The organism is Streptomyces sp. CA-106110 (genome assembly GCF_050936285.1).
Taxonomy (GTDB): domain Bacteria; phylum Actinomycetota; class Actinomycetes; order Streptomycetales; family Streptomycetaceae; genus Streptomyces.
This window is the reverse complement of record NZ_JBNJNB010000001.1, coordinates 5,570,498-5,596,316: the sequence shown is the minus strand read 5'-3', so window position 1 is coordinate 5,596,316 and position 25,819 is coordinate 5,570,498. Positions and strand designations below refer to the sequence as shown.

18 protein-coding genes are annotated in these 25,819 nt (G+C 73.3%); all 18 read left to right on the top strand.

Annotated features, from left to right (window positions below):
- Positions 1-389 precede the first annotated feature (389 nt).
- The 18 genes from ACQEXA_RS25710 to ACQEXA_RS25625 all read left to right on the top strand — a co-directional run bounded on the left by ACQEXA_RS25710 (position 390) and on the right by ACQEXA_RS25625 (position 25,656).
- A complete protein-coding gene (locus tag ACQEXA_RS25710) occupies positions 390-1,979 on the top strand; it encodes a condensation domain-containing protein (protein WP_433131133.1) in 1,590 nt (529 codons plus the stop codon).
- Positions 1,979-5,404 (top strand): amino acid adenylation domain-containing protein, encoded by a 3,426-nt coding sequence (locus ACQEXA_RS25705; protein ID WP_432930954.1) that lies wholly within the window; start codon positions 1,979-1,981, stop codon positions 5,402-5,404. The genes ACQEXA_RS25710 and ACQEXA_RS25705 overlap by 1 nt, the downstream gene beginning before the upstream one ends.
- Positions 5,401-6,531 carry a cytochrome P450 gene (locus ACQEXA_RS25700; protein WP_432930956.1) on the top strand — a complete coding sequence of 377 codons (1,131 nt, stop codon included), beginning with the start codon at positions 5,401-5,403 and terminating at the stop codon, positions 6,529-6,531. The genes ACQEXA_RS25705 and ACQEXA_RS25700 overlap by 4 nt, the downstream gene beginning before the upstream one ends.
- Positions 6,528-10,286, top strand: coding sequence for a type I polyketide synthase (locus tag ACQEXA_RS25695; protein WP_433131131.1), 3,759 nt, complete (start codon positions 6,528-6,530; stop codon positions 10,284-10,286). The genes ACQEXA_RS25700 and ACQEXA_RS25695 overlap by 4 nt, the downstream gene beginning before the upstream one ends.
- A gap of 2 nt (positions 10,287-10,288) precedes the next feature.
- A complete protein-coding gene (locus tag ACQEXA_RS25690) occupies positions 10,289-11,668 on the top strand; it encodes an MFS transporter (RefSeq protein ID WP_432930960.1) in 1,380 nt (459 codons plus the stop codon).
- Positions 11,668-13,056 carry a cytochrome P450 gene (locus ACQEXA_RS25685; RefSeq protein ID WP_433131129.1) on the top strand — a complete coding sequence of 463 codons (1,389 nt, stop codon included), beginning with the start codon at positions 11,668-11,670 and terminating at the stop codon, positions 13,054-13,056. Before ACQEXA_RS25690 ends, ACQEXA_RS25685 begins: the two co-directional genes overlap by 1 nt.
- Positions 13,057-13,094: 38 nt before the next feature.
- On the top strand, positions 13,095-13,826 hold the full coding sequence (locus tag ACQEXA_RS25680) for a thioesterase II family protein (RefSeq protein WP_432930964.1): 732 nt from the start codon (positions 13,095-13,097) through the stop codon (positions 13,824-13,826).
- A 31-nt stretch (positions 13,827-13,857) separates the two neighbouring features.
- Complete coding sequence (locus ACQEXA_RS25675) at positions 13,858-14,682, top strand: SDR family oxidoreductase (protein ID WP_432930966.1); 825 nt, start codon at positions 13,858-13,860, stop codon at positions 14,680-14,682.
- Between the two features lie 64 nt (positions 14,683-14,746).
- Positions 14,747-17,590, top strand: coding sequence for an amino acid adenylation domain-containing protein (locus tag ACQEXA_RS25670; RefSeq protein ID WP_433131127.1), 2,844 nt, complete (start codon positions 14,747-14,749; stop codon positions 17,588-17,590).
- A gap of 105 nt (positions 17,591-17,695) precedes the next feature.
- Positions 17,696-18,682, top strand: coding sequence for a Rossmann-like and DUF2520 domain-containing protein (locus ACQEXA_RS25665; RefSeq protein WP_432930970.1), 987 nt, complete (start codon positions 17,696-17,698; stop codon positions 18,680-18,682).
- Positions 18,679-19,719 (top strand): pantoate--beta-alanine ligase, encoded by a 1,041-nt coding sequence (panC, locus tag ACQEXA_RS25660; protein ID WP_432930972.1) that lies wholly within the window; start codon positions 18,679-18,681, stop codon positions 19,717-19,719. The genes ACQEXA_RS25665 and panC overlap by 4 nt, the downstream gene beginning before the upstream one ends.
- Positions 19,716-21,434 (top strand): L-aspartate oxidase, encoded by a 1,719-nt coding sequence (locus ACQEXA_RS25655; RefSeq protein ID WP_432930974.1) that lies wholly within the window; start codon positions 19,716-19,718, stop codon positions 21,432-21,434. Before panC ends, ACQEXA_RS25655 begins: the two co-directional genes overlap by 4 nt.
- A 5-nt stretch (positions 21,435-21,439) precedes the next feature.
- Positions 21,440-22,417, top strand: coding sequence for a carboxylating nicotinate-nucleotide diphosphorylase (gene nadC, locus ACQEXA_RS25650; RefSeq protein WP_433131125.1), 978 nt, complete (start codon positions 21,440-21,442; stop codon positions 22,415-22,417).
- A gap of 8 nt (positions 22,418-22,425) precedes the next feature.
- Positions 22,426-23,223: a type III pantothenate kinase gene (locus ACQEXA_RS25645; protein WP_433131123.1), complete on the top strand. Its 798-nt coding sequence runs from the start codon at positions 22,426-22,428 to the stop codon at positions 23,221-23,223.
- A gap of 194 nt (positions 23,224-23,417) precedes the next feature.
- Entirely contained in the window at positions 23,418-24,071 is a 654-nt protein-coding gene (locus ACQEXA_RS25640; protein WP_432930980.1) for a hypothetical protein, read from the top strand.
- 101 nt (positions 24,072-24,172) lie between these two features.
- Complete coding sequence (locus ACQEXA_RS25635; protein WP_432930982.1) at positions 24,173-24,352, top strand: hypothetical protein; 180 nt, start codon at positions 24,173-24,175, stop codon at positions 24,350-24,352.
- A gap of 200 nt (positions 24,353-24,552) precedes the next feature.
- Positions 24,553-25,113, top strand: a complete 561-nt coding sequence (locus ACQEXA_RS25630) for a BlaI/MecI/CopY family transcriptional regulator (RefSeq protein ID WP_433134618.1) — start codon at positions 24,553-24,555, stop codon at positions 25,111-25,113.
- Between the two features lie 9 nt (positions 25,114-25,122).
- A complete protein-coding gene (locus ACQEXA_RS25625; RefSeq protein WP_432930984.1) occupies positions 25,123-25,656 on the top strand; it encodes an amino-acid N-acetyltransferase in 534 nt (177 codons plus the stop codon).
- Positions 25,657-25,819 lie beyond the last annotated feature (163 nt).

The window sequence follows — 25,819 nt, the reverse complement described above, 5'->3', positions numbered from 1 at the left end:
CGGTCAAAGCTCAATGATTTGACCATGTACTCTCGGGTCACCCGAGCGTGCAATGAATTGGACATGTTCCGCGTGTCGGAATTGCTTTGAGCCAGGTGGCCGAAAAGCAATGCATAACGGTTGATCGGCAGGTCCGGGGGCGTTGAATTCCGCCGAGTCCGACCGCCCTTGACATGTTCATCGGGCGCTGCCTAGGGTCATTCAGCCATTGGACGTCGGTGCTGCCCTGCTTAGATTCACACCCCCTTCTGCGCCTTGCGGTGAAAACATGCCGCGCGGGGGTCGTTGTGTTCCGTGTGTCGTCGACTGTATTTGCGCTTCCAGTAAGCGGTTCCATTGCTGTATGAGTTTCGGGGGAATCTCACTTGTTGTCCGATTCGTCGTTACACGTGCCGGAAGAGTTCCTTTGGTACCCAGCCACTCGGATGCAGCAGGGTCTGTGGGTCCTCGATCGCGACGAACTGCAGAGACCCACCCAACTCGTCCCGACCGTCGTCGAGTTCACCGGTGAGGTGGACCACGGGCAGCTCGTCGAGGCCGCCCGGCTGACCATCGCCCGGCATCCGTCGCTCCGGACCCGCTTCCGGTTCAACACCAGGCTCCGTCGCGTCGAGTACAGCACCCACGGTGAACCGGGCGAGGCGGTGCTGCGCGACGCCGAGGCCGAGGGGCTCGGCGCCCCGGAGGTCGACGCGTTCGTGCGGCAGCTGTGCAGCACCCCGTTCGACCTGGGTGCCGACGCGCCCGCGCGGGCCGTGGTCGTCCGACTCGACGCCCGGCGCACCCTGCTGGTCCTCGTCTCGCACCACATCGTGGTCGACGGCCTGTCGCGCACGATGCTCCTGGAGGAGACCTTCGCCGTCTACCGGGCCCGGCTCGCCGGCACCCGGCCGCAGCTGAGCGATCCCCCGCACCCCGCCTCGGTCGTCGCCGACCGCTCGCCCGAGGAGGTGGCCGCCCAGGTCGCCGAGGTCGTCGAGCGGCTGCGCGGCGCACCCGTCGACGTACGCCTTCCCTTCGAGCGCGGCGCCGGAGACGACCTGGAGGCCGCCCGGCTCGGCGCCACCGTCACCACCCGCCTGGATGCCGAGCACACCGCGAAGGCCCTGGCGGTCGCCTCCGAGGAGGGGTGCACCACCTTCATGCTCGGCGTCGCCCTGCTCGCCGGCACGCTGGCCCGCGGCAGCGGACAGCGGGACTTCCTGATCGCCTTCGCCTGGCCGGGCCGCGACCATCCGGACGCCGCCGACGTCATCGGCATGTTCATCACCACCGTGGTGCTGCGTATCTCCCTGGAACCGGACACCGGCTGGCGGGAACTGCTGCGCGCCGCCCGGGTCGCGAGCATGGAGGCGTTCATGGACGCCGATGTGCCGCTGGACGCGCTCGCCGCCGAACTCAACCCCGACCGGACCCGGCTCTGGCCGCCCCTGACCCCGGTCCTGCTCAATCTCGACGACGCCCCGCACACTCCCGTGCTCGCCCCCGGCGTCACCGGCCGGCTGCGCCCGCTCGACCCCCTCTACGTCAAGTACGACCTCGCGGTGTTCGTCCGGATCGCCGACGACGTCGACGGCCGGCAACTGGAGCTGTCCCTCGACCACCCGACGGACGTCACCGATCGCTCCGCCGTGTCCGCCTTCCTGACAGATCTGCGGCGCAGCGCCGCGGACCTTGCCACCTCACCGGAGGAACCCGTGCTCGAACAGCCCGTCGAGACGATCAACCTGGACGACTCCGAGGAGCGGCTCGAACTCGTACGGTCCATCTGGCGGGAGATCCTCGGCATCGACGCCGCCGACGACATCGACGACGACGTCAGCTTCTTCGAGGCCGGCGGCGACTCGCTGCTTCTCGTGGTCCTGGTGGAGCGCCTCAGCCAGACCTCCGGGCGGACCCTGCGCACCATCGACCTGTTCCGCTCCGCCACCGTCAGCGGCCAGGCCGATCTCCTCGCGAGCCCCGCCGAGGCCGTCTGATGGCGCCGACCCGCGAAGCGCTGGCCGCCGCCGTCCTCGGCGGGGCGGACCCGGCGAGCTTCGCCACGGAGACGTTCCTCTCCCTCGGCGGCGACTCGCTGCGGGCCATGCGTCTGGCCGCCCAGGTCCAGGAGCGGCTCGGCCTGCGCATCGCCGTGAAGGAGCTGCTCGGCGGCCGGCCGCTCGCCGAGGTCCTCGCCGGGGCGCGGGCCGAGGAGACGACCGAGGTCACCGCCGAGGTGGGCCCCCGCGGGGACACGGCCCTCTCGCCGGCCCAGCGCGGTATGTGGCTCATCGAACGCGTGGCCGGTGGATCCCCGTACAACCTCGTCTTCACCTGCCACGCCGAGGACGGCGGTCGCATCGACCGCGGCGCCCTCGCCAAGGCGCTCGCCGAGACCGCCGCCCGCCACGAGGGGCTGCGCACGGTCTTCCGGGAGAGCCCGGGCGACGGCGAGGACGACGTCGTACGGGAGGTACTGCCCTCCCACGCACCGCAGCTGACGGAGATCGTGCACGAGGGGCCCGTCGAGGGCTTCGACGCGTTCGTCCGCCGTGAGGGCGCCGAACAGGGGCGCCGTCCCTTCGACCTGTCGGCCGCGCCCGCCTGGCGGCTGCTGTACTTCTCGCACCCGGCGGGCCGCGATGCCGTCGTCCTGTCCGCGCACCACATGGTGCTCGACGGCTGGGCGGTCGGGCTGCTGTTACGTGAGCTGTTCGCACGGCACGCCGCGCTCACCGGCACCGGCACCGGCCTCGAGCCGGAGGCCGGACCCGCCGTCCCGGTAAGGGTGCTGAGCGAGCGTCAGGAAGCCCTGCGGGCACGTGGCGTGTGGGACGCCCAGGCCGCGTTCTGGAAGAGCCACCTCGACGGCGCGCCCACGGCCCTGGAACTGCCCGCGGACCGGCAGCGCCCCGCCGTCCAGGACGCCGAGGGCGAGCGCACCGCACTGGACCTCGGGCCCGCCGTGACCGCCGCCGTCACCGAGCGGGCCCGCGTGCTCGGCATCACCCCGTACGCCTTCCTGCTCGGCGCCTTCGCCCTGGCCGTCGGCCGCCGTACCGGGGCCCGCAGCCTGCTCGTCGGTGTGCCGCTGCTCGGGCGCGGGAGCAGCGACCTGGAGCGGCTGATCGCCGTCGCGGGCAATCTCGTCCCGGTCCGCGTCGACATCGACGACGAGCTGAGCCCTGCCGCCTATCTGCTCTCCGTGCACTCCTCGCTCGCACAGAGCATCGACGCGGGAGACCTGCCCTTCGAGGAACTGGTCTCCCGGCTCGGGGACGAACGCAGCCTCGGCTGCCACCCGCTGGTCCAGGTCTGCTTCGGCATGCACGACCAGTTGGTGCCGCAGTCCCTCGACGCGGGTACCGCGCGGCTACGGGTCGAGGAGGGCCACGGGGGCGGCTCGCAGTTCGACCTGACGATGCTCATCGGGCACTCCGACCCGGCCTACGCGGGCCACGTCGAATACGCCACCGGCGTCTGGACCGAGGCCGAGACCCGGGCCTTCGTCGCCGACTTCGTGGCCGGCGCCGGGGAACTGGCCACCGGTGCCGCCGAGCGCCTGGAGGACGTGCGCTGCATGTCCGCCGACGCCCACGCCCGGCTCGCCGAACTCAACGACACCCGCCGGGAGTTCCCCGGCACCTCCCTCGACGCGCTCTTCCGCGCGGCCGCCGCCCGCACTCCGGACGCCGTCGCCGTACGCGACGGGTCCGCCCGGCTCACGTACGCCGAACTGGCGGGTGCCGCACGCGAACAAGCGCGGCTGCTGCGCGCCGCCGGGGTCCGTCCCGGCGACCGGGTGCTGGTCGGTGTCGAGCGTTCGGTCGCCGAGGCCGTCGCCGTCCTGGGAGTGCTGTGGTCCGGCGCCGCTTACGTGGGCGTGGAGCAGAGCGCCACGGACGCCCATCTGGCGAGGATCGTGGCCCGCGCCCGGCCGTCCGCCGCGCTCGTCGGACCGGTCGCCGGGGACGCCGCGCGCCGTTTCCGCGCGCTGGGCACCGAGCCGGTCGCGGTATGGGAGCCCAGCTGGCGGCCGACGGACGCCGACGGTGAGGAGCTCGCGCCCGAGGACCCCGCCCGGCTCGCCTACGTCGCCTTCACCTCCGGTTCCACCGGCGAGCCCAAGGGCGTCGCCGTGCCCCACCGCGCCGTGATCCGTCTTGTGCACGAGGCGGGGTTCGTGCGCCTGGGCCCGGGCGAGCGGATGCTGCGCCTGTCCCCCCTGGCGTTCGACGCCTCGACCCTCGAAGTGTGGGGCGCCCTGCTCACCGGGACGACCCTGGAGGTGCATCCGGCGGGCCTTGCCTCGCCCACCGAACTCGGCGCCTTCCTGCGCGAGCGCGAGATCACCGTGGCCTGGCTCACCGCGGGCCTGTTCCGGCTCGTGGAGGAGTTCGCGCCCGACTCGCTCGGCGGCCTGAGGCAGTTGCTGACCGGCGGCGACGTGGTGCCGCACGAACACACCGCCAGGGTGCTGGCCCGCCACCCCGGCATCGTCGTCACCAACGGCTACGGCCCCACCGAGAACACCACCTTCACCACCACGCACTCGGTCTCCTCGCCCGACGAGGTCGACGGCCCGCTGCCCATCGGCCGGCCCGTGCCCGGCACCCGGGTCTACGTCCTGGACGGGCGGCGCAGGCTGCTGCCGCCCGGCGCGATCGGCGAGCTGTACGCGGCGGGAGCGGGCCTCGCCGACGGATACCTCGGGGACGCGGACGAGACGGCGCGCTCCTTCGGGGAGTTCTCGCCCGACGTGCCCGAGCGGCTCTACCGCACCGGCGACATCGTGCGCATCGACTCCCGCGGCAGGCTCCGCTTCCTCGGGCGCGTCGACGACCAGGTCAAACTGCGCGGCTACCGGGTCGAACTCAGCGCCATCAGCGATGTGCTGACCGAGCACCCCGCCGTCCAGGACGCCGTCGTACAGGTCACCGACGGGGACAGCGCCGACAAACGGCTGGTCGCCGCGGTGGTTCCGGCCGCGGGCGCCGCCCTCGCCGCCACGGACCTGCGTGCCCTGCTCCAGCAGAGGCTGCCCGCCTACATGGTCCCCACCCTGTGGACGATCGTGGACCGCATCCCGGTCACCGCCAACGGCAAGGTCGACCGGCGTGCCCTTGCCGCCCGCGCCGTACCCGCGGGGCAGGCGACCCGGGCCGCGGAGACCGAGGACGCGGCCACGACCGCCCGCATCATCGAGCTGTTCGCCGAGCTCACCGAGGAAGCCGAGCCGGGGGCCGTGATCGACGCCGACACCGATTTCTTCATGGTGGGCGGCAACTCCCTCGGCGCGGTGCGCCTCATGCGCAAGGTGAAGGAGCGCCTCGGTGTGAGCGTGCGGCTGCGCGACTTCCTGCTCTCCCCGACCCCGGCCGGTCTGCGGGCGCTCGTCGAGAAGGAGGCCGGCGGCGCGTGAACGGTACGCCCCCGCTCGCGTGGGACGAGGGCCTCGAATGCTGGGTCGTCGCGGATCCGCGGCTCGCCCGGCAGGTCCTCAACCACCCCGGCTTCACATCCGGGACCTTCGAGCGCTCCTTCCAGCTGTACATGACCGGCGCCGCGCGCGAGGAGTACCGCGAGCTCACCGAGTTCCTGCGGTTGTGGTTCGTGCAGGCCGACGCCCCCGAGCACACGGCGCTGCGCCGCCCGGTGCAGCGGGTGATGTCGGCCTCGTACGCACGCTCTCTCGCGTCCCGCGTCGAGGAGTTCACCGACGAGTGCCTCGACGCGCTGGCCGGGGCCGTGCCGCACGACGTCGTGTCGGCCGTCGCCGACGGGCTCTCCGGCAAGGTGATGGCGCACGTCGTCGGAGTCGCCGAACCGCCCGGGGTGCTGCACCGCTGGGCGCGCACCCTCTCGCTGTTCATCGGTGCGATGTACCGCCGGGACTACGCCGAGGCGGCCCACCGCACGATGGTGGAGATGACCGAGGCCCTGTCCCGGGCCACCGCCCCGAAGGCCTTCCCGCAGGAGACCCCCGAGGACCGGGCGCGCACGACGGCGACCTGGGCGATGAACCTCTTCGGCGGCCTGGAGACCACGTCGTCGCTGCTCGCGGCAACAGTCCTGGACGTCCTGGGCGAGCCGCGGGTGTGGGACGCCGTGCGCGAGCAGCGGCCCGGCGTCGCGGAGGCGTTCGTGGAGCGGGTGCTGCAACGCCGCCCGCCGCTACGGCACTTGGGCCGCGTCGTCGCCCACGACCAGGAGCTCGCCGGAGAGCACATGAAGGAGGGGGACCTCGTCCTCGTCAGCCTCACCGGTGAGGGCCTGCTCGCCGACGGCGGCGCACCGGCCGCGGCCTGCCCGGTCACCGGCGAAGCGGCAGGCACCGCCGAGGGCGGCGCGTCCGAGCAGCATCTGGTCTTCGGGTTCGGGCCGCACTACTGCGTCGGCGCACCGCTCGCCCGGCTGGAGGCGGCCGTGCTGCTGCGCCGCTTCGCCGCACGTTTCCCGGCCGCCCGGCTCGCACCCGAGGCCGCGGTGTGGGGCCCCAACCTCTCGTACGTGGGCCTCGACCACCTCTACGTCGACCTGGGGGTATGACCGTGCCGAGTGCAGGCGAGTACGGGGACGGCGCCGTGGCGGTCGTGGGCATGGCCTGCCGGCTGCCCGGGGCCGACGACGTGGACCAGTACTGGGCGGCGCTGACGGCCGGCGCGGACGGCATCAGCCGCTTCGACCCCGAACGGCTGATCGCCCGGGGCGCCGACCCCTCCTACGTCCGCCGGGACAACTTCGTCCCCGCCATGGGTGTCATCGCAGGCTCCCGCCGGTTCGACCGGGCGTACTTCTCCTACAGCCGGGCCGAGGCGGCGGCGACGGACCCGCAGCAGCGCGTGTTCCTGGAGTGCGCGGTCACCGCCTTCGACGACGCGGGCCTCGACCCGACCCGCTTCAAAGGCCGGATCGGGGTGTACGCGGGTGCCGACCGGGTGGGCGAGCACACCGACCCCGACCTGGGTGAACTCGCCCGCTACATCGGGCGGGAGAAGGACTTCCTCGCCACCCGCGCCGCCTACAAGCTCGGGCTGCGCGGCCCCGCGCTCACCGTCCAGACGGCCTGCTCCACCTCGCTGACCGCCACCCATCTCGCCGTACGCGCCCTCGTCGGCGGCGAGTGCGACGCGGCCCTCGCCGGAGGCGTCACCGTCATGCCCGACGGGGAGTGGGGCTATCTGTACGAGCCGGGCGGCATCCTCTCGCCCGACGGCCGCTGCCGGCCCTTCGACGAGGAGGCGGCGGGCACGGTGCCCAGCGAGGGTGTCGCCGTGGTGGTGCTGAAGCGGCTCGCGGACGCGGTGCGCGACGGCGACCGGATCGCCGCGGTGATCACCGGTACCGCCGTCAACAACGACGGCTCCGACAAAATGGCGTACACCGCGCCGTCCCTGACCGGGCAGAGCGAGGTGATCCGCGCCGCGCAGCGCATCGCGGGAGTGGACCCGGCGGACATCGACTACGTCGAGGCGCACGGCACCGCGACCCGGCTCGGCGACCCGGTCGAGGTGCAGGCCCTCGCCGATGTCTTCGGGGGCGCGGCGGCGAGCCGCGAGCGGTGCGCGCTCGGCGCCGCGAAGGGGAACATCGGTCACACCGGTGTGGCCTCCGGAGTCGCCGGGCTGATCAAGACCGCGCTGATGCTGGAGCACGGCCGGCTCGTGCCCACCGCGCACTTCACCAGCCCCAACCCGCTTCTGGAACTGGACAGTTCGCCGTTCCGGATCGTCGAGCGGTGCGAGCCGTGGACGCCCCGCCGGGACGACGGGGCCTGGGTCGCCGCCGTCAGCTCCTTCGGCGTGGGCGGCACCAACGCCCATGTGGTCCTTCGGTCCGCGCCCCGCCGCGCCCCGCTCCCGGACCGGGGCGGGCCACGGCCGCTGCTGGTGTCCGCGGCCGCGCCCCACGCCCTCGGCCGGATGGCCGGGGCGCTCGCCGACCGGCTCGAGCCGGATCCGGCCGCGCCGTCCGTCGCCGAGGTCTCCCGCACCCTCGCCGGGCGGCGCGCGCACCGGCACCGGGCAGCCGTCGTGGCGCGCGACACCCGGCAGGCGGCCCGGCTGCTGCGCGGGGTCGCCGAGCGGGAGGGCGCCCGGGACGCCGCCGCCAAGCCGCGCAGGATCGGCAAGGTCGCATTCGTCCTCCCGGGCCAGGGCACCCTGCGGCACGCCGCGGGCGCGGCGGCCCATCGCCTGCTCCCCGGATTCCGGACGGCGTTCGACGCGATACACAAGACCGTGCTCGACGCTCACGGCATCGATCTGACGCCCGTCGTCGCGGAGGGGGACGGCACGCCGCAGGAGTGGTTCGCCGACACCGTGCACCAGCAACTCGCCCTGTTCGCCCTCGGATACGCCTTCGGCAGCCAGCTCCAGCAGTGGGGCGTACGGCCCGCCGCCCTGCTCGGCAACAGCGTCGGCGAATACACGGCCGCCGCCCTCGCCGGGGTCTGGTCGCCGCAGGACGCGGCCGGCCTGGTGTGCCGCCGGGCCCGCGCCATGTGGGACACCGAACCCGGCCGCATGGTGAGCGTCACCGCCGACGCCGGCGAGATCGCCACCAGGCTCCCCGTGGACGGCGAGGTCACCGTCGCGGTCGAGGGCGCGGGCTCCGTCGTCCTGTCCGGGCCAGAGGCCGCCGTCGCCGACCTGCTCGCGGCCGATACGCTCGCGGGCCTGCCCGTCACGCCGGTGCACACCCGGCGAGCCTTCCACTCGAAGGCCATGGAACCGGCAGCCGAGGCGGTGCGTGCGTCCCTGTCGTCGGTGCCCGCCCGCACGCCCCGGCTGCCACTCGTCTCCAACGCCACCGGCGACTGGGCCGATCCGGCACAGGTGGCCCGCCCCGACTACTGGGCCACCCAGTTGCGCAGCCCCGTGCTGCTGGCCCGGGCCATGGAGACGCTGCTCGCCTCGGGCTGCACGACGTACGTCGAACTCGGCCCGGGCAGTTCGATGCTCGGCGGACTGCGCCGCAGCCCCGGCTGGGACACCGCGTTCACTGCTGTGCGGCTGACCGGGCGCCCCGGGGAACCCGCCGCCGACGCCCTGCTGTCGGCGCTCTGCACCCCGTGGGAGCTGGGCGGCGACCGCGCGATCGACGACGTACTGGAACCCGCCGGACCCGGGGCGGTGCGCGTCTCGCTGCCCGGCTACCGGTTCCTGGGCGAGGACCCGCGCGGCGAACGGGAGCCGCGGCCGCCCGCACCGGCGCCGGCCGCGCCCCGGTCCGTCCCCGGCCCGGACGGCGTCCGGGCCGTGCTCGAGAAGCTCTGGTGCCGCACCCTCGGGGTGAGCGCCGCGCGCGACGACGACGACTTCTTCGCCCTGGGCGGCGAGTCCCTCATGGCCGTCACCCTCATGTCCGCGGTCAGAGAGCACACCGGGTGCGCGCTGTCCGTCACCGACTTCTCACGCCACCCCGCCTTTGGTGACCTGGTGGCGGCCGTCACGAGCCGGTTGCCGGCATCCGGCGGGGGGCCGGCGACCACGTCCGGCGGCGGCCCTGTTCCCGGCGTGGCCGTCCTCGCCGAGGGACGGCCGGGGCAGCGGCCGCTGTTTCTCGTCAGCGACGCCGTCGGCAACGCGCTGCCCTACCGGGAACTCGCCGACGAACTGGCGGCCGCCGGCGGCAGACCGGTGCTGGGGCTGGAGGACACCGACGACCCGCGGGGCACACCGCGCACGGTCGGTGCCGTCGCCGCGGCACACCTCGCGGCCCTGCTGCGGGCGCAGCCCGAAGGCCCGTACACGATCGGCGGCTGGTCCTACGGTGCCGTCGTCGCCCATGAGCTGGCCCGGCTGCTGATCCGGCGCGGCGAGCACGTCGACCTGCTCGTGTGCCTGGACGGATTCGTGCCCGACACCGGCGGCCTGCCCGTGGGCTTCGCCCCGGAGTTCCTCCGCGCGGGCCTGCGCGCCCAGGCCGAGGCGGCCCTCGGCGTCGGCCCGCTCGCCCGGCGGCTGCGCCGGGACCCGGCCCAGCGCCGGCGGTTCGCGGCCCGCCAGGCGGGGCTGTTGCGCTACCGGCCGCGGCCGCTGCCCTGTCGCGCGGTGCTGTTCCAGGCCTCCGGTGAACCGGCGCGGGCCGGCGGGCCGGACGGCACGGACCGGCTGCGCGATCGCCTGGCCGGCCTGTACTGGGGCGGGCTGCGCATCGAGCCGGTGCCCGGCGACCACTGGTCGATGCTCGTCCCGCCGCACGCGGGCCCGCTGGCGCTCAGGCTCCTCGCCGTGCTGGACGCGGGGGAAGCGCCGCACCCCAGGGACGACGTCAGCGAAGCCCGGCAAGGAATGGAGTGACCATGGCTGACAAACCGGCTGACATCGACCTGGAGAAGGGACCGGGTGCGGCTCCGGCGGACGACGCGATCACCGACAGCGTCCCCGCGACGGCGCTCCCGGCGCAGGCCCAGGAGCAGCCGCGGGAGCCCAAACCCCTGCTGCGCAACGCCGACTTCCAGGCACTGTGGACCAGTGAGGCGTTCGCCGCGCTGGCCAAGGAGACCGCAGAGGTCGCGTACCCGCTGCTGATCCTCGCCACGAACGGCTCCGCGCTCTACGCGGGCGCCGTCGGGTCCGCGCAGCTGGTCACCGCCAGTCTGATGTCGATCCCGGGCGGCACCCTCGCCGACCGGCTCGACCGGCGGCTGCTGCTCATCGCCTGCAACATGGTGCGCGTCGTCCTCCTCGGCCTGCTGGCGCTGCTCGTCTCCACGGGGCACACCCACCCCGCCGTCATCTTCGGCGTCGCCATCGGCTCGGCGGCCTGCCTCGGCATCTCCAACCCGACCGGCCTCGCCGTCATCAAGCAGTTGGTGCCGCCCTCGCAGCTGACGCAGGCCACCGCGCAGAACCAGGTCCGCTACTTCGCGGCCACCATGGGCGGACCTCCCGCGGGCGGTTCGCTGTTCGCCGTCGCGCGTGCCTTCCCGTTCCTGACCGCGGCCGTCTCGTTCCTTGTCTCGTCCGTGCTGTTGCTGTTCATCCGCAAGCCGCTGAAGGTGGAGAACGCGGCGCCCGGGGAGAAGCGCAACGCCGCCGAGGGCTTCCGCTTCCTGGCCCGGCAGCCCGTACTGCGGCTGCTGATCATCTGGATCATGGGCTCGAACATGGCGTTCACCCACACCGGTGTCTTCCTGGCGCTGATCGCCACCGCCGAGAGCCGGGGCGCCTCGGCCACCTTCACCGGCCTGCTCCTGTCGATCGCCGGCATCGGCGGCGTGGTCGGCTCGCTCTTCGCGAGCCCGATCATCAAGCGTGTGCCGCCGCCGGTGGTGTTCCTGTGCGCCGCCTGGATCGGGCCCGTCGCCGCCGTGCTGCTCGCCACCGTCTCCGGCCTCGTCCCGCTCGGCATCATCGTCGCCTGCGTCTTCCTGCGCGGGCCGATCACCAGCGCCCTGTTCCTCGCCTATCTGGCGGCCATGGCACCGGACAAGACGCAGGGCCGGGTGCTCGGTGCCGTGATGTTCATGTCGATGGTCGCCGCCCCGCTCGGTGTGTTCGGCGTCGGCACCATCTTCGATCTGGCCGGACCCACCTGGGTGTTCACGGCCATGGGCATCGTCTCGGGCCTCGCCGCCCTGCCCACGCTCAGCCCTCGCATCCGCAAGCTCGCCCCGCCGGAGGCGTACGCCGTCACCACGGCGGACCCGTCCGGGGACCCGACCTCCAAGGAGACGTGATGCCCGCCGACACCTCACGGCCCACCTCCGCCCCCGCGACCGCCCGGGCTGCCGTCCCGGCGCAGCCCGACGGCCGGGGTGCCCCGGCACACGACGGCGACCCGGCCGTCACGGCCCTGGCCGCCGCGACGGGCGGCGGCGACCGGTTGCCGCCGGAGTTCTTCACCGACCCCGACCCGGCGCCCGGCGCCACCCACGCCGCCAACGCCGGGCTGCGGGCGACCGGTTGCCCCGTGCACCCCATCAACTACCCCCCGGGTGGGGACGCCTACGTGGTCGCCGACTACGAGACCGCGCTCAAGGGGTTCTCCGACCCGCGGCTGTCCAAGTCCGTCGACAACGCGCCCGCCTGGTTCCGCGACCTCCTCAAGGACAGCAGCCCGGTCCTGATCCGCAACATGATCACCGCGGACGCGCCCGAGCACACCCGGCTGCGCCGTCTGGTCAGCCGGGCCTTCGTACCGCGCCGGATGGCCCTGCTGCGTCCCCGCATTCAGGAGATCACCGACGAACTCATCGACGCGCTGCCCGAGTCGGGCGAGGTCGACCTGATGGAGTTCGCCTTCACCCTGCCGATGCGGGTCATCTGCGAGTTCCTCGGCGTCCCCATCGAGGACCGCCCGGACCTGCACGCCTGGGGCTACTGGCTGAGCGGTGCGCCCTTCGCGGACGAGGAGTCGAACCGCAAGCTGAAGGTGGCCAGCGACAGCATCGAGCAGTACCTCATCGGGCTGCTCGACCGGCGCCGGGCCGAAGGACTCGGCGACGACCTGGTCTCCATCCTGCTGCGGGCCGCCGACGAGGAGGACGTCTTCACCAACGACGAACTCGTCTCGACCCTCGTCCTGCTGATCATCGCCGGCCACAAGACCACCGCGAACCTCATCGGCAACGGCATGCAGGCCCTGTTCCGGTTCCCGGACCAGCTGGAACTCCTGCGGTCCGAGCCGGAGCTGGCGGAGCCGGCGGTCGAGGAGTTCCTCCGCTTCGAGCCGCCCGTCTACCGCGGCACCCTGCGCGTGGCCACCGAGGACATGGAACTGGGCGGCTGCCCCATACCGCGCGAAGGCTTCGTCCACATACTCATGGACTCGGCCAACCGCGACCCGCAGGCTTTCGAGGATCCCGACCGCCTCGACATCACCCGCACCGCCAACCGCCACTTCGCCTTCGGCCATGGCGCGCACTTCTGCGTCGGCGCCCCGCTCTCGCGCGTCGAGGGCTCGGTCGCCTTCCCGACACTGCTGCGCCGGCTGTCCGGGCTCGAACTCGCCGTCCCCCACGACCGGTTGGAGTGGGTCTTCGACAACTCCACCAGCCGGGGCCTGAAGAGGCTGCCGGTGCGGTACACGGCCCGGCTCGCCGCCGACGCGGAACAAGCGCACTGAGATGACGAGAACCGACGGCACGGGAGAGGCGCACTGAGATGACGACGAGCACCACCGCCACGACCCTGGTCTGCCTGCCCTTCGCCGGCGCGGGCGCCTCCTTCTTCCGCCCGTGGCAGCGCGTCGCGGGTGAGCGTCTGGCGATCCTGCCGCTCCAGCTTCCCGGTCGCGAGCGCCGTATCGACGAGGAGCCGTACACCGACGCCCGCACGGCGACCGAGGGCCTGCTCGGCGACCTGCGCGCCGCGCTCGCCGCCGACCCCGGACTGCCGCGCAGAATCGCCCTGTTCGGCCACAGCCTGGGGGCCGTCCTCGCCTACGAGCTCGCCCACCGTCTGGCCGCCGAGCCGTGCGGCACCGAACTCGCCCGCCTCTTCGTCAGCAGCTCCCCGCACCCGGCCGAACAGCGGACCCGGCGCGCCACAGGCCTGCCCGACGACGCGTTCCTCGCCCGCGTCCACGAGTTCGCCGGCTACACGCACGAGGCGCTCGACGACCCGGAGATGCGTGAGCTGATCCTGCCGACGCTGCGTGCCGACGTGGAGATGCACGAGAACTACACGCCCGCTGCCGACCTGCCGCTGCCCGCGCCGCTCACCGTGCTGCGTGGCAGCCACGACGAACTCGTCAGCCGCGACGAGGCGGCGGCCTGGGCGAAGGTCGCGGGCGCCGGCTTCCGCTCCGTCGAACTGCCCGGCGGCCATATGTACCTGACCGAGTCCGCGGGGGACCTGCTCGACGTCGTCTCCGCCGACCTCGACGCCAGGTGAACCGGACACCGAGCCGCGGGGGGAGCGAGCCATGCGCTTGAAAGGGAAGACCGTCGTCGTCACCGGGGCGTCCCGCGGCCTGGGCCGCGCCACGGCGGTGGCGTGCGCGGCCGAGGGCGCCGACGTCGCGCTGCTCGACCTCTGCGACGACCTGCCGGGAGTTCCGTATCCGCTGGGCACCGCCGGCCAGTTGGAGCACACCGCGGCGCTGTGCCGCAAGGCCGGTGCCGGGGTGCTCACGGCCCGCTGCGACGTGCGCGACCTGGCGTCCGTCGAGGAGGCGGTCGCGCTTGCCGAGGACCGGTTCGGCCCGCTCGACGGTGTGGTCAACAACGCGGGGATCGCGGCGCCCTCGGGCAGGCCCGTGCACGAGATCGGCGAGGACGAGTGGGCGCTGATGATCGACGTCGACCTCTCCGGGGCGTGGCGGATGATCCGTACGGTCGGCAAGGCGATGAGCGCCCGCCGGGCCGGCAGCATCGTCAACATCGCCTCCACGGCGGGCCTGGTGGGATACCGGCACTTCGCCGGATACGTCGCCGCCAAGCACGGCCTGATCGGGCTCACCAAGGCGGCGGCGCTCGACTACGCGCCCAGGAAGGTGCGGGTCAACGCCGTCTGCCCCGGCTCGGTCCGCGACGACCCGACCGCCGAGGGCCGGATGCTCGCCGAGATCGCGCGGGCCCTCGAGGTGCCGGTGAGTGAGCACGAGGAGACGTTCGTCGCGGCGCAGCCGATGAATGCGCTGATCGAGCCGGAGGACGTGGCGGCGGCCGTGGTCTACCTGCTGTCGGACGACGCCCGGCAGGTGACGGGGACGACCCTGACAGTGGACGGCGGGTTCACGGCCCGCTGAGCGGTGCGGCGGCACACGGAAGCCGGAAGTCGGACAGCAAGGAACACGACAGGGAGGACACCCCGTGCCAGGTGCACAGTGCCATGCGGTCCGCGTCTCGGTGACCGGGATCGGCGTACAGCGGCTGGAGGAGACGCTGGCCGTCGCGGGCCCATGGCGGCTGTGGGCGGCCGACGTGCCGGCCGCACCGGCCCAGCCGCTCGCCGTACGTCGCCGCGACGCCGAACTGCACCGCCCGGTGACCCGGGGCGTGCGGTGCGTCCTGCTGCGCTATGCCGACGGCACGGCGGATCTGGTCGTCGTGGCACACCGGGACCGACTGGACGGGGCCGGTCTGCGCCACCTGGCGGAGGTGCTGACGGGGGAGCGCCCGCCGTCGCCCTGCCCGCGACCGGCCGGATTCCGCGCCGAGCCGCCGCCCATGGCCGACGCCCCGGACTGGGGTGGGGGCGATCCGTCCGCCACGGCCCACGGCACGCACCACCTCGACCTGTTGGTCCCGTACGCCACCACACCTGCGTTCCTCCGCCTGCCCGCACTGGCCCTGACCCTCGCCCGCTACGACGGCCACGGCTCGACGGGCTCGGCCACGGTCGCGATCACCGGGGCGGCGGGAGCACTGGAGTACGCCGTGCCCCCGTCGACCACGCTGCGGGAGCTGGGCACCGCGGAACCGGCGCGGGTGACACGGGCCGTCCTCGCGGGCGTCCTCCAGGAGGCCGAGCCCGACCCGGCCCCGCCGCACGAAGCCGGGGCGCCCGCGGCACAGGCCCGGGGGGCGGTGCCGGACCCGGACGGCCGGGTCCCCGGCGTTCCGTCCGGTGGTGGCCCCGTGCCGGGCGTCAGCGGCGCCGGGCTGCGCGAACGGCTGCCCTGCCTCGCCCCGCCCTTCCCCCTCACGTTCGCCTTCTCGGCCCTTCCCGACGGCGGCACCCGACTGTCCTGCTTCTTCTGGCACAGCCATGTCTCGCCGGCGGTCGCCGAGGGCTTCACTCGGCACTTCGGTGAGGTGTACCGGCAGTCGGCGCTCGCACCGGGGACGGCGGTCGCGGACGTGGATCCGCTCGACGCCGACGAGCGGGACCGCGTGGCCCGGCTCGGGCGGCCCGCCACCGCCCTCGTGCCCGAACCGGACACCCTGGCCGGGGCATTCGCGAGGGTTGCGGCCGCCACGCCTGATGCCGTGGCCGTCTGCGACGGCGAAGTGGAGTTCACCTACCGGGAGTTGGACGAAGGCTCCGCCCGTATGGCCGCCGGGCTGCGGGCCCGCGGAGTGCGCCGCGGCGACCGCGTGGGCGTCTGCCTGGAGCGGACCGCGGAACTCGTCGTCACCCTGCTCGCCGTCGTCAGGGCGGGGGCCGCCTATGTGCCGACCGACCCGGCCTACCCCACCGAGCGTCTGGCCCGCACCCTCTCGGACGCCGGGCCGCGCGTCGTGGTGACCCGCCTCGGCGGGTTCCCGTGCGACGGCGGGGTCGCGCTGCTGACCCCCGACGAACTGGCCGACGTCGCCCCCGCCGAGGGAGGGGAGCTTCCCGGCGCGGGTCCCGACGACCCGGCGTACGTCATCTACACCTCCGGTTCCACGGGCCGCCCCAAGGGCGTGATCGTGCCGCACCGCAACGTCGTCTCCCTGATCGACGCCACCCGGGACGAGTACCGGCTCGGCGCCGACGACACCTGGACGCTGTTCCACTCGGCCGCCTTCGACTTCTCGGTGTGGGAGATCTGGGGCTGCCTGCTGACCGGCGGACGGCTCGTCGTCGTCCCGTACTTCGTCACCCGCGACCCGGAGGACTTCCGCGACCTGCTCCTCGCCCGGCGCGTCACCGTGCTCAGCCAGACCCCGTCCGCGTTCTCCCAGCTCCTCCAGGTCGACCACACCCGGCTGCCGGTCCGGCTGGTGGTGTTCGGCGGCGAGCCGCTGGACAGCCGCATGCTGCTCCCCTGGCTCGACCGGCATCCCGAGAACACCTGCCGCATGGTCAACATGTTCGGCATCACCGAGACGACCGTGCACGTCACCGCCCAGACCGTGACCCGCGAACTCGCCCTCGCCGGCTCCCGCTCCGTGGGCCCCGCCCTGCCGGGCTGGCATCTGTACGTCACCGACGAGCGGGGCCGCCTCGTGCCCCCGGGCGTCACCGGCGAGATCCGCGTGGGCGGCGCGGGCGTCGCCGCCGGATACCTCGACCGGCCCGATCTGACCGCGGAGCGCTTCCTGCCCGACCCGTACGCCCCCGGTCCCTCGGCCCGCGTGTACCGCAGCGGAGACCTGGGCCGGCTGCGCCCCGACGGACGGCTGGAGCACCTCGGCCGGATCGACAGCCAGGTCAAGATCCGCGGCTTCCGCATCGAACTCGACGAGATCCGCGCGGTCCTCCTGGAGGACCCGGACGTCGCCGCCGCGGCCGTCGTGGTGCGCCGCGACGACCCCGCCGACCCGGCCACGGCCCGACTCGACGCCTATGTCGTACCGGCCGCCGACGCGCCGGCCGCCGATCCGCAGGGCATCCGCAAGCGCGCCGCCCGCATCCTGCCCGAGCACATGGTCCCGGCCACGGTCACGGCCCTCGGCCTCCTCCCGCTGACGACCAACGGCAAGCTGGACCCGGCCCGGCTGCCCGCCCCGGTCCGCTCGACGGCGTCCGTCCGGCCCGGACCCGGACCTTCCGGCGACAGACCCGATGTCGGGGGTGACACCGGTCTCGCCGAGTCCCTCCAGGAGATCTGGGAGGCGGTCCTCGGTACCCCCGTGGGTCTCGACGACGACTTCTTCGAGCTCGGCGGCAACTCCCTGTTCGCCGTGCGTGTCAGCGCCGCCCTGCGCGCCCGTGGGCTGCCGTCACTGCCGCTGCGCGACCTCTACCGGACCCCGACGATCCGGGCCCTCACCACCGCACGCTGAACGGCGATCCGGCCCTCCCCAAACCGCCCCGAACCCCAATCGCGTTAACATGACGAGAAATCGTCCGGTACCCAGCGCGGACTGGAACGGGAAGGCCACCGTCGAGTGAGTACATTCCAGCAGCCAGACCCCAAGGACCGCCCCGCGCGGCTCACCGTGGGCGTGGTCGGAGCGGGCCGGGTGGGGCCCGCGCTCGCCGCGTCGCTGCAGCTGGCCGGGCACCGGCCGGTCGCCGTCTCCGGGGTCTCCGACACCTCCAGACGACGGGCGGCGCTGATGCTCCCGGACGTGCCGGTCGTCCCGCCCGCCGAAGTCCTGGACCGTGCCGACCTGGTCCTGCTGACCGTCCCCGACGACGTCCTGCCGGGCCTGGTGGAGGGCCTGGCCGAGACCGGGGCCGTACGCCCGGGGCAGCTGCTGGTGCACACCTCCGGGCGGTACGGGGCCAAGGTGCTCGACCCCGCCCTGCGCGCCGGGGCGCTGCCGCTCGCCCTGCACCCCGCGATGACATTCACCGGCACCCCGGTCGACGTCCAGCGCCTGGCCGGGTGCTCCTTCGGCGTCACCGCGCCCGAGGAGCTGCGGCTGGCCGCCGAGGCGCTCGTGATCGAGATGGGCGGCGAGCCCGAGTGGATCGCCGAGGAGCGGCGCCCGCTCTACCACGCGGCCCTCGCGCTCGGCGCGAACCACCTCGTCACCCTGGTCGCCCAGTCCATGGAGCTGCTGCGCGCGGCGGGCGTCGAGGCTCCCGACCGGATGCTCGGCCCGCTGCTCGGCGCCGCCCTGGACAACGCCCTGCGCTCCGGCGACGCGGCCCTGACCGGCCCCGTCGCGCGCGGCGACGCGGGCACGGTCGCCGCGCACATCGCCGAGCTGCGCGAGCACGCCCCCCAGGCCGTGGCCGGCTATCTGGCGATGGCCCGCGCGACCGCCGACCGGGCTCTTGCCCATGGACTGCTCAAGCCCGAGCTCGCGGAGGACCTCCTCGGGGTACTCGCCAACGGCACCGACCTGCCCGGGAGCCCGGAGCAGTCCGGGACGCCGGAGAACCCCGAGGACCCCGAGAACCCTGCGAACGGGGAAGACCGATGAGCCGACGTCCCTTCGAACTCGTCCCCACGGTGGACGACCTGCGGTACATCCAGGACCACTACGCGGTGCCGGGGCGCACCGCCGTCGTGATGACCATGGGCGCCCTGCACGAGGGCCACGCCAGCCTGATCCGGGCGGCCAGGAGGCACGTCGGCGGCAAGGGCTTCGTGATCGTCACCGTCTTCGTCAATCCGCTGCAGTTCGGCAAGGGTGAGGACCTCGAGCGCTATCCGCGCACCCTGGACGTCGACCTCAAGGTCGCGGAACAGGCCGGGGCGGACGCCGTGTTCGCCCCCTCCGTCGACGAGGTCTACCCCGGCGGCGAGCCCCAGGTCCGGATGTCCGCGGGATCCATGGGCGAGCGCCTCGAAGGGGCCTCCCGCCCCGGCCACTTCGACGGCATGCTCACCGTCGTCGCCAAGCTGCTGCACCTCACCCGCCCCGACGTGGCCCTGTTCGGGCAGAAGGACGCCCAGCAGCTCGCTCTCATCCGCCGGATGGTGCGCGACCTGAACTTCGGTGTGGACATCGTCGGCGTGCCCACCGTGCGCGAGCCCGACGGCCTGGCCCTCTCCAGCCGCAACCGCTACCTCTCGCCCGCCGAGCGGTACACCGCGCTCGCCCTGTCCCGCGCCCTGTTCGCGGGCCGCGACCGGCACGCCGCCCAGGAGGCCCTGCGCGCGCGTGCCCGTGAGGTGCCCGCCACGCGCGCGCGTGCCGAGGCCCTCAGCGCGATAGGCGAGTCGCGCGCCGCAGCCGACGCGCACGCCGTCGCCAAGGCCGCACCCGGCGGTCCGGCCGCCGTCCGCGCGGCCGCCCGTCTCGTCCTCGACGAGGCGGCGCAGCTGGACCCGCCGCTGGTCCTGGACTACCTGGCCCTGGTCGATCCGTCCGACTTCACCGAGATCCCCGACGACTTCGCCGGTGACGCGGTCCTCGCCGTGGCCGCCCGGGTCGGGACGACCCGGCTGATCGACAACATCCCCCTCTCCTTCGGAGCCCCCGAGCCCGTCGACCCTCACGGAGCCGCCTCGTGACCAGCACAGGCATACGACTGCACGCGCCCGCACCGGGCTGGTCCATCTCCGCGGACGTGGTGGTCGTCGGTTCCGGTGTCGCCGGCCTCACCGCGGCCCTGCGCTGCGAGGCGGCGGGCCTGAGGACGGTCGTCGTCACCAAGGCACGTCTCGACGACGGTTCCACCCGCTGGGCACAGGGCGGTATCGCGGCGGCGCTGGGCGAGGGCGACACCCCCGAGCAGCACCTGGACGACACACTGGTCGCGGGTGCGGGGCTGTGCGACGAGGAGGCGGTGCGCATCCTGGTCACCGAGGGCCCCGACGCCGTACGCCGGCTCATGTCCACCGGCGCCCACTTCGACACGGACGACGAGGGCGGCATCCAGCTCACCCGTGAGGGCGGCCACCACCGCCGCCGTATCGCGCACGCCGGCGGTGACGCGACCGGCGCCGAGATCTCCCGGGCGCTCGTCGAGGCGGTACGCGCGCGTGGGCTGCGCACGATCGAGAACGCGCTGGTCCTGGACCTGCTGACGGACGCCGAGGGGCGTACCGCGGGCGTGAGCCTGCACGTCATGGGCGAGGGCCAGCACGACGGCGTGGGCGCCGTGCACGCGCCCGCCGTGGTCCTCGCCACGGGAGGCATGGGCCAGGTCTTCTCCGCGACCACCAACCCGTCGGTGTCCACAGGCGACGGAGTGGCGCTCGCCCTGCGCGCCGGCGCCGAGGTCAGCGATCTGGAGTTCGTGCAGTTCCACCCGACCGTGCTCTTCCTCGGCCCGGACGCGGAGGGCCAGCAGCCGCTGGTCTCCGAGGCGGTCCGCGGGGAGGGCGCCCACCTCGTGGACGCGGACGGCGTGCGCTTCATGGTCGGACAGCACGAGCTGGCCGAACTGGCGCCCCGGGACATCGTCGCCAAGGGCATCATGCGCCGCATGCAGGAGCAGGGCGCCGAGCACATGTTCCTCGACGCCCGCCACTTCGGCGCCGAGATGTGGGAGCACCGCTTCCCGACGATCCTCGCCGCCTGCCGCGCCCACGGCATCGACCCGGTCACCGAGCCCATCCCGGTCGCCCCGGCGGCCCACTACGCCTCCGGCGGGGTGCGCACCGACGCCCGGGGCAGGACGACCGTGCCGGGCCTGTACGCCTGCGGCGAGGTCGCCTGCACGGGCGTCCACGGCGCGAACCGGCTCGCCTCCAACTCCCTCCTGGAGGGCCTCGTCTACGCCGAGCGCATCGCGGCGGACATCGCGCGGGAACGAGCCGAGGAGGGCCTGCACGCGCGCGTGCCCGAGCCCGTGCCGCATCCCGACCGGCCGGCGCACCCGCTGCTGGCCCCGGAGGACCGCTTCGCGATCCAGCGGATCATGACGGACGGCGCCGGGGTGCTGAGGTCCGAGCAGTCGCTCCGGACGGCCGCCGACCGCCTCCAGCGGCTGCACTCCGACGCCCGGGACGCTCTGGACGAGAACGGCAAGACCTCGGAGCCCGGCGTCGACACCTGGGAGGCCACCAACCTCCTGTGCGTGGCCCGGGTACTGGTCGCGGCCGCCCTCCTGCGCGCGGAGACCCGCGGCTGCCACTGGCGCGAGGACCACGCGGACCGCGACGACACCGCCTGGCGCCGCCATATCGTCGTACGGCTCAATCCGGACCGGACGCTGGCCGTCCGCACCACCGACACCGCAGACTTCCCCCCTACCCGGCAGCACCGTCCCCAGGAGCAGTGACAGAAGTGAGCACCCCCGACCTTCCCCTCGTCCCGAGCGACGGCTGCGGCGACGGCTGCGGCTGCGGAGCGGACGCCGACGAGGAATACCTGGAGTGCGGGCTCGACCCCGCGCTCGCCCAGCTCCTGACCGACGCCGGACTCGACCCGGTGGAGGTCGAGGACATCGCCAACGTCGCCATCCAGGAGGACCTGGTCCACGGCGTGGACGTCACGACGGTCGCGACGATCCCCGAGGACGCCGTCGCGACGGGCGACTTCACCGCGCGCCAGGCCGGTGTGGCGGCCGGCCTCAGGGTCGCCGAGGCGGTCATCTCGGTGGTCTGCTCGGACGAGTTCGAGGTCGAGCGGCACGTGGAGGACGGGGACCGGGTGGAGGCCGGTCAGACGCTCCTGACCGTCACCACCCGCACCCGTGACCTGCTGACCGCCGAGCGCAGCGCGCTGAACGTGCTGTGCCGTCTGTCGGGCATCGCGACCGCCACGCGCGCGTGGGCGGACGCCCTGGAAGGCACCGGGACGCGGGTGCGGGACACCCGCAAGACGACACCGGGCCTGCGGTCCCTGGAGAAGTTCGCCGTCCGCTGCGGCGGCGGCGTCAACCACCGGATGTCCCTGTCGGACGCGGCGCTGGTCAAGGACAACCACGTGGTGGCGGCGGGCGGCGTCTCGCAGGCCTTCAAGGCGGTCCGCGAGATGTTCCCCGACGTGGCGATCGAGGTCGAGGTCGACACCCTGCACCAGCTGCGCGAGGTCGTGGACGCGGGTGCCGACCTGATCCTCCTGGACAACTTCACGCCGGGCGAGTGCGAGGAGGCGGTGGCCATCGTCGCCGGCCGCGCGCTGCTGGAGGCGTCGGGCCGCCTGACCCTCGAGAACGCGAGGGCCTACGCGGACACGGGCGTCGACTTCCTGGCGGTGGGGGCACTGACGCACTCCTCCCCGATCCTGGACATCGGCCTGGACCTGCGAGCGGCGGAGTAGGTAGGGCCATGCTGCTGACCATCGACGTAGGCAACACGCACACGGTCCTGGGCCTGTTCGACGGCGAGGACATCGTCGAGCACTGGCGCATCTCCACGGACGCGCGCCGCACGGCGGACGAACTGGCGGTGCTCCTCCAGGGCCTGATGGGCATGCACCCGCTGCTCGGCGAGGAGCTGGGCGACGGCATCGACGGCATCGCCATCTGCTCGACCGTCCCCTCCGTGCTGCACGAACTGCGCGAGGTCACCCGCCGCTACTACGGCGACGTCCCCGCGGTCCTGGTGGAACCCGGCATCAAGACGGGCGTCCCGATCCTGATGGACAACCCGAAGGAGGTCGGCGCCGACCGCATCATCAACGCGGCGGCGGCGGTCGAGCTCTACGGCGGTCCGGCGATCGTCGTGGACTTCGGTACGGCGACCACGTTCGACGCGGTCTCGGCGCGCGGCGAGTACACGGGAGGCGTCATCGCGCCCGGTATCGAGATCTCCGTCGAGGCCCTCGGCGTCCGCGGCGCCCAGCTCCGCAAGATCGAACTGGTCCGGCCGCGCGCAGTGATCGGCAAGAACACGGTCGAGGCGATGCAGGCCGGCATCGTCTACGGGTTCGCCGGACAGGTGGACGGCGTGGTGAACCGGATGGCCCGCGAGCTGGCGGAGAACCCGGACGACGTCACGGTCATCGCGACCGGCGGCCTGGCCCCGATGGTCCTGGGCGAGGCCTCGGTGATCGACGAACACGAGCCGTGGCTGACCCTGATCGGTCTGCGGTTGGTGTACGAACGGAACGTCTCCCGTATGTGAGCGCCCCGCGCCCGGCAGGGGCGCGGGGACCGCGGCATCGCACGGCTCCGCCGCCGACCGCACACGACGCGCAGTCGCGTGCGGCCGGCACCGCCGACGGCGAACGGACGCGCCTCGCCCCCACCTGAGGGAAACCGGAAGCGACACGACAGCCTGGTAGGCCGGTTTTGTCCGATTAGCGGTAGCGTCCCCGCATGCCCACGCCATACGGATCCCGCGGCGGCCTGGCGTTCGGCACGGAGGAGCTGTACGTGCTCCGCCGTGCCCTCGCCCTCGCCCTCCAACCCCGCACCGCTTCCGCAGAGGACGTCCAGGACTGCCTCCGCCTCGCCGCGTCCGTCGACGAGGCGGTGCGGGAGGGTGCCCGCCTGAGGACCTTCCTGGTGGCGGACCTCGCGCGCTACCGTGCCGCCCTCCCCGGTGCCGCCGTCGGCTACCTCACCCTCCTGGACGACGCCCTCCGCGCCGGCCACCGCCCGGCCCCCGACGACCTCGCCGCCTTGCGCGCCCTGCGCGGCACGCCGGCCGCCGCCGCCCTCCTGGAGCGCTGCCGAGCCGTGGCCGAACTCGACGCACGCGCCCAGCCGACGCCCCGCAGGGCGGTCATCCCCGCCTCCCGTGCCCGGCTCACGGCCCTTCCGGGCGGCCGCGCGAGCGGAGAGGAGCCGGCCGAGGAGCCGGCCGCCAAACCCGGTGACAAGCCCGCCGAGAAGCCGGAGAAACCCGGTCCGCGTCCCGAGCCCGGGACCCCGCGCCCGTCGCGCCCCATCCCCACCCCCGGCGAGGTCTTCCCGCCGAAGCGCAAACCCGGGCCGCCGCACGCGCAGCGGGAGCTCGCCGTCGGCTGACCCGCAGCGAGGCGCCGCGCCCGTACCCGCCCCACCTGCCGCAATCCGGTAACGCCGACCCGACCGGGGCCGATCGGACAGGCCCTGGCTACTCTGGTCGCATGGACTACGTCTCCGCGCTCGTACCCCCGGTCGTCATGGCCGTGTTCTTCATCGGACTCATCAGGGTGATCGTGAAGACCCAGGGCGGCGCCAACAAGGCCAAGGAGGACGCGGCCGTCGACGCGGCCCTCGCCCATGCCGAGCATGCCCACAAGGGCGCTCAGGACGCCGAGGTCTGACCCGGCCGGCGCGCATCGGCGGGCCGCCGCGTTCCAGGTGTCTCCAGCCCACCCTGGCGTACGACCCGTGGATCTTTCGAGTCGTACGCCCTTTTTGCTGGGGTTCGCCGCGTAAGCGCACGTCCGGTAGGCCATGGATGACTTCTGCCACTATTGTGCTGAACGTGCCTCGCCCATTGGGAGAACTCGAAGACGCGGTCATGACGCGGGTGTGGAAGTGGAACCGCCCGGTGACCGTTCGAGAAGTCCTGGAAGACCTTCAACAGGAACGGTCCATCGCGTACACCACCGTGATGACCGTCTTGGACAACCTCCATCAGAAGGGCTGGGTCCGCCGAGAGGCGGAAGGCCGTGCCTATCGATATGAGGCGGTCTCCACCCGTGCCGCCTACGCGGCGGCCCTGATGAACGACGCCTGGTCGCAGAGCGACAACGCGGCCGCCGCACTGGTCGCCTTCTTCGGCATGATGAGCGACGAACAGCGGCAGGCCCTGAACGACGCCGTACGCATCGTGCAGGGCCCGGAGAGCCGGGAGTCGTCGAGTACGAAAACGCCGGGCGCCGAGGATGCCGAATCCCCCGAATCGAGCGCACGTCCGGGTGGTGCCGAGGGGAGCGGCGGCGAGAACCCCGCCGGGAACCCCGGGGAGAACCCCGCCGGGAACCCCGGGGAGAACCCCGCCGGGAACCCCGGGGAGAACCCCGCGGAGATGCCTGACGAGAACAACCCCGCCGCTGCCGAGGACGACACCGGGCGATAGCGTCCGCCCATGCCGGCAGAGAGCACCGAAGCCACCACGAAAGCCATCACTGTCCGACGGGCCAGGACGAGCGATGTCCCCGCGGTGCGCCGACTGCTCGACGCCTACGTCCGGCGCGGCATCCTGCTCGACAAAGCGACGGTGACGCTTTACGAGGACATCCAGGAGTTCTGGGTGGCGGAACGCGACGACAACGGCGAGGTCGTGGGCTGCGGCGCCCTGCACGTCATGTGGGAAGACCTGGCGGAAGTGCGCACTCTGGCGGTGAACCCCGGGGCCAGGGGGCTCGGTGTCGGGCATCAGTTGCTGGAGAAGTTGCTGCAGACCGCCCGCTGGCTCGGGGTTCGCCGTGTTTTCTGCCTGACCTTCGAAGTGGACTTCTTCGGGAAGCACGGCTTCGTGGAGATCGGGGAGACACCGGTGGACAGGGATGTCTACGCGGAGCTGATGCGTTCCTATGACGAGGGTGTGGCGGAGTTCCTCGGTCTCGAACGAGTGAAACCGAACACCTTGGGCAACAGCCGGATGCTTCTGCATCTGTGATCGCCCGCGACTATTCAGCCGTGCTTCAGCCGGACGACCTTGCCCGGGTTCCCTATGTCCGAAACGCGTATCTTTCCGCTCTCAGGGTCGTCCACTGACCTCTCCCAGAGGGTTTGTGTTTTTCCAGCAAAAGCGGTTTGCTTTCCGACGTACTGCAGTACTG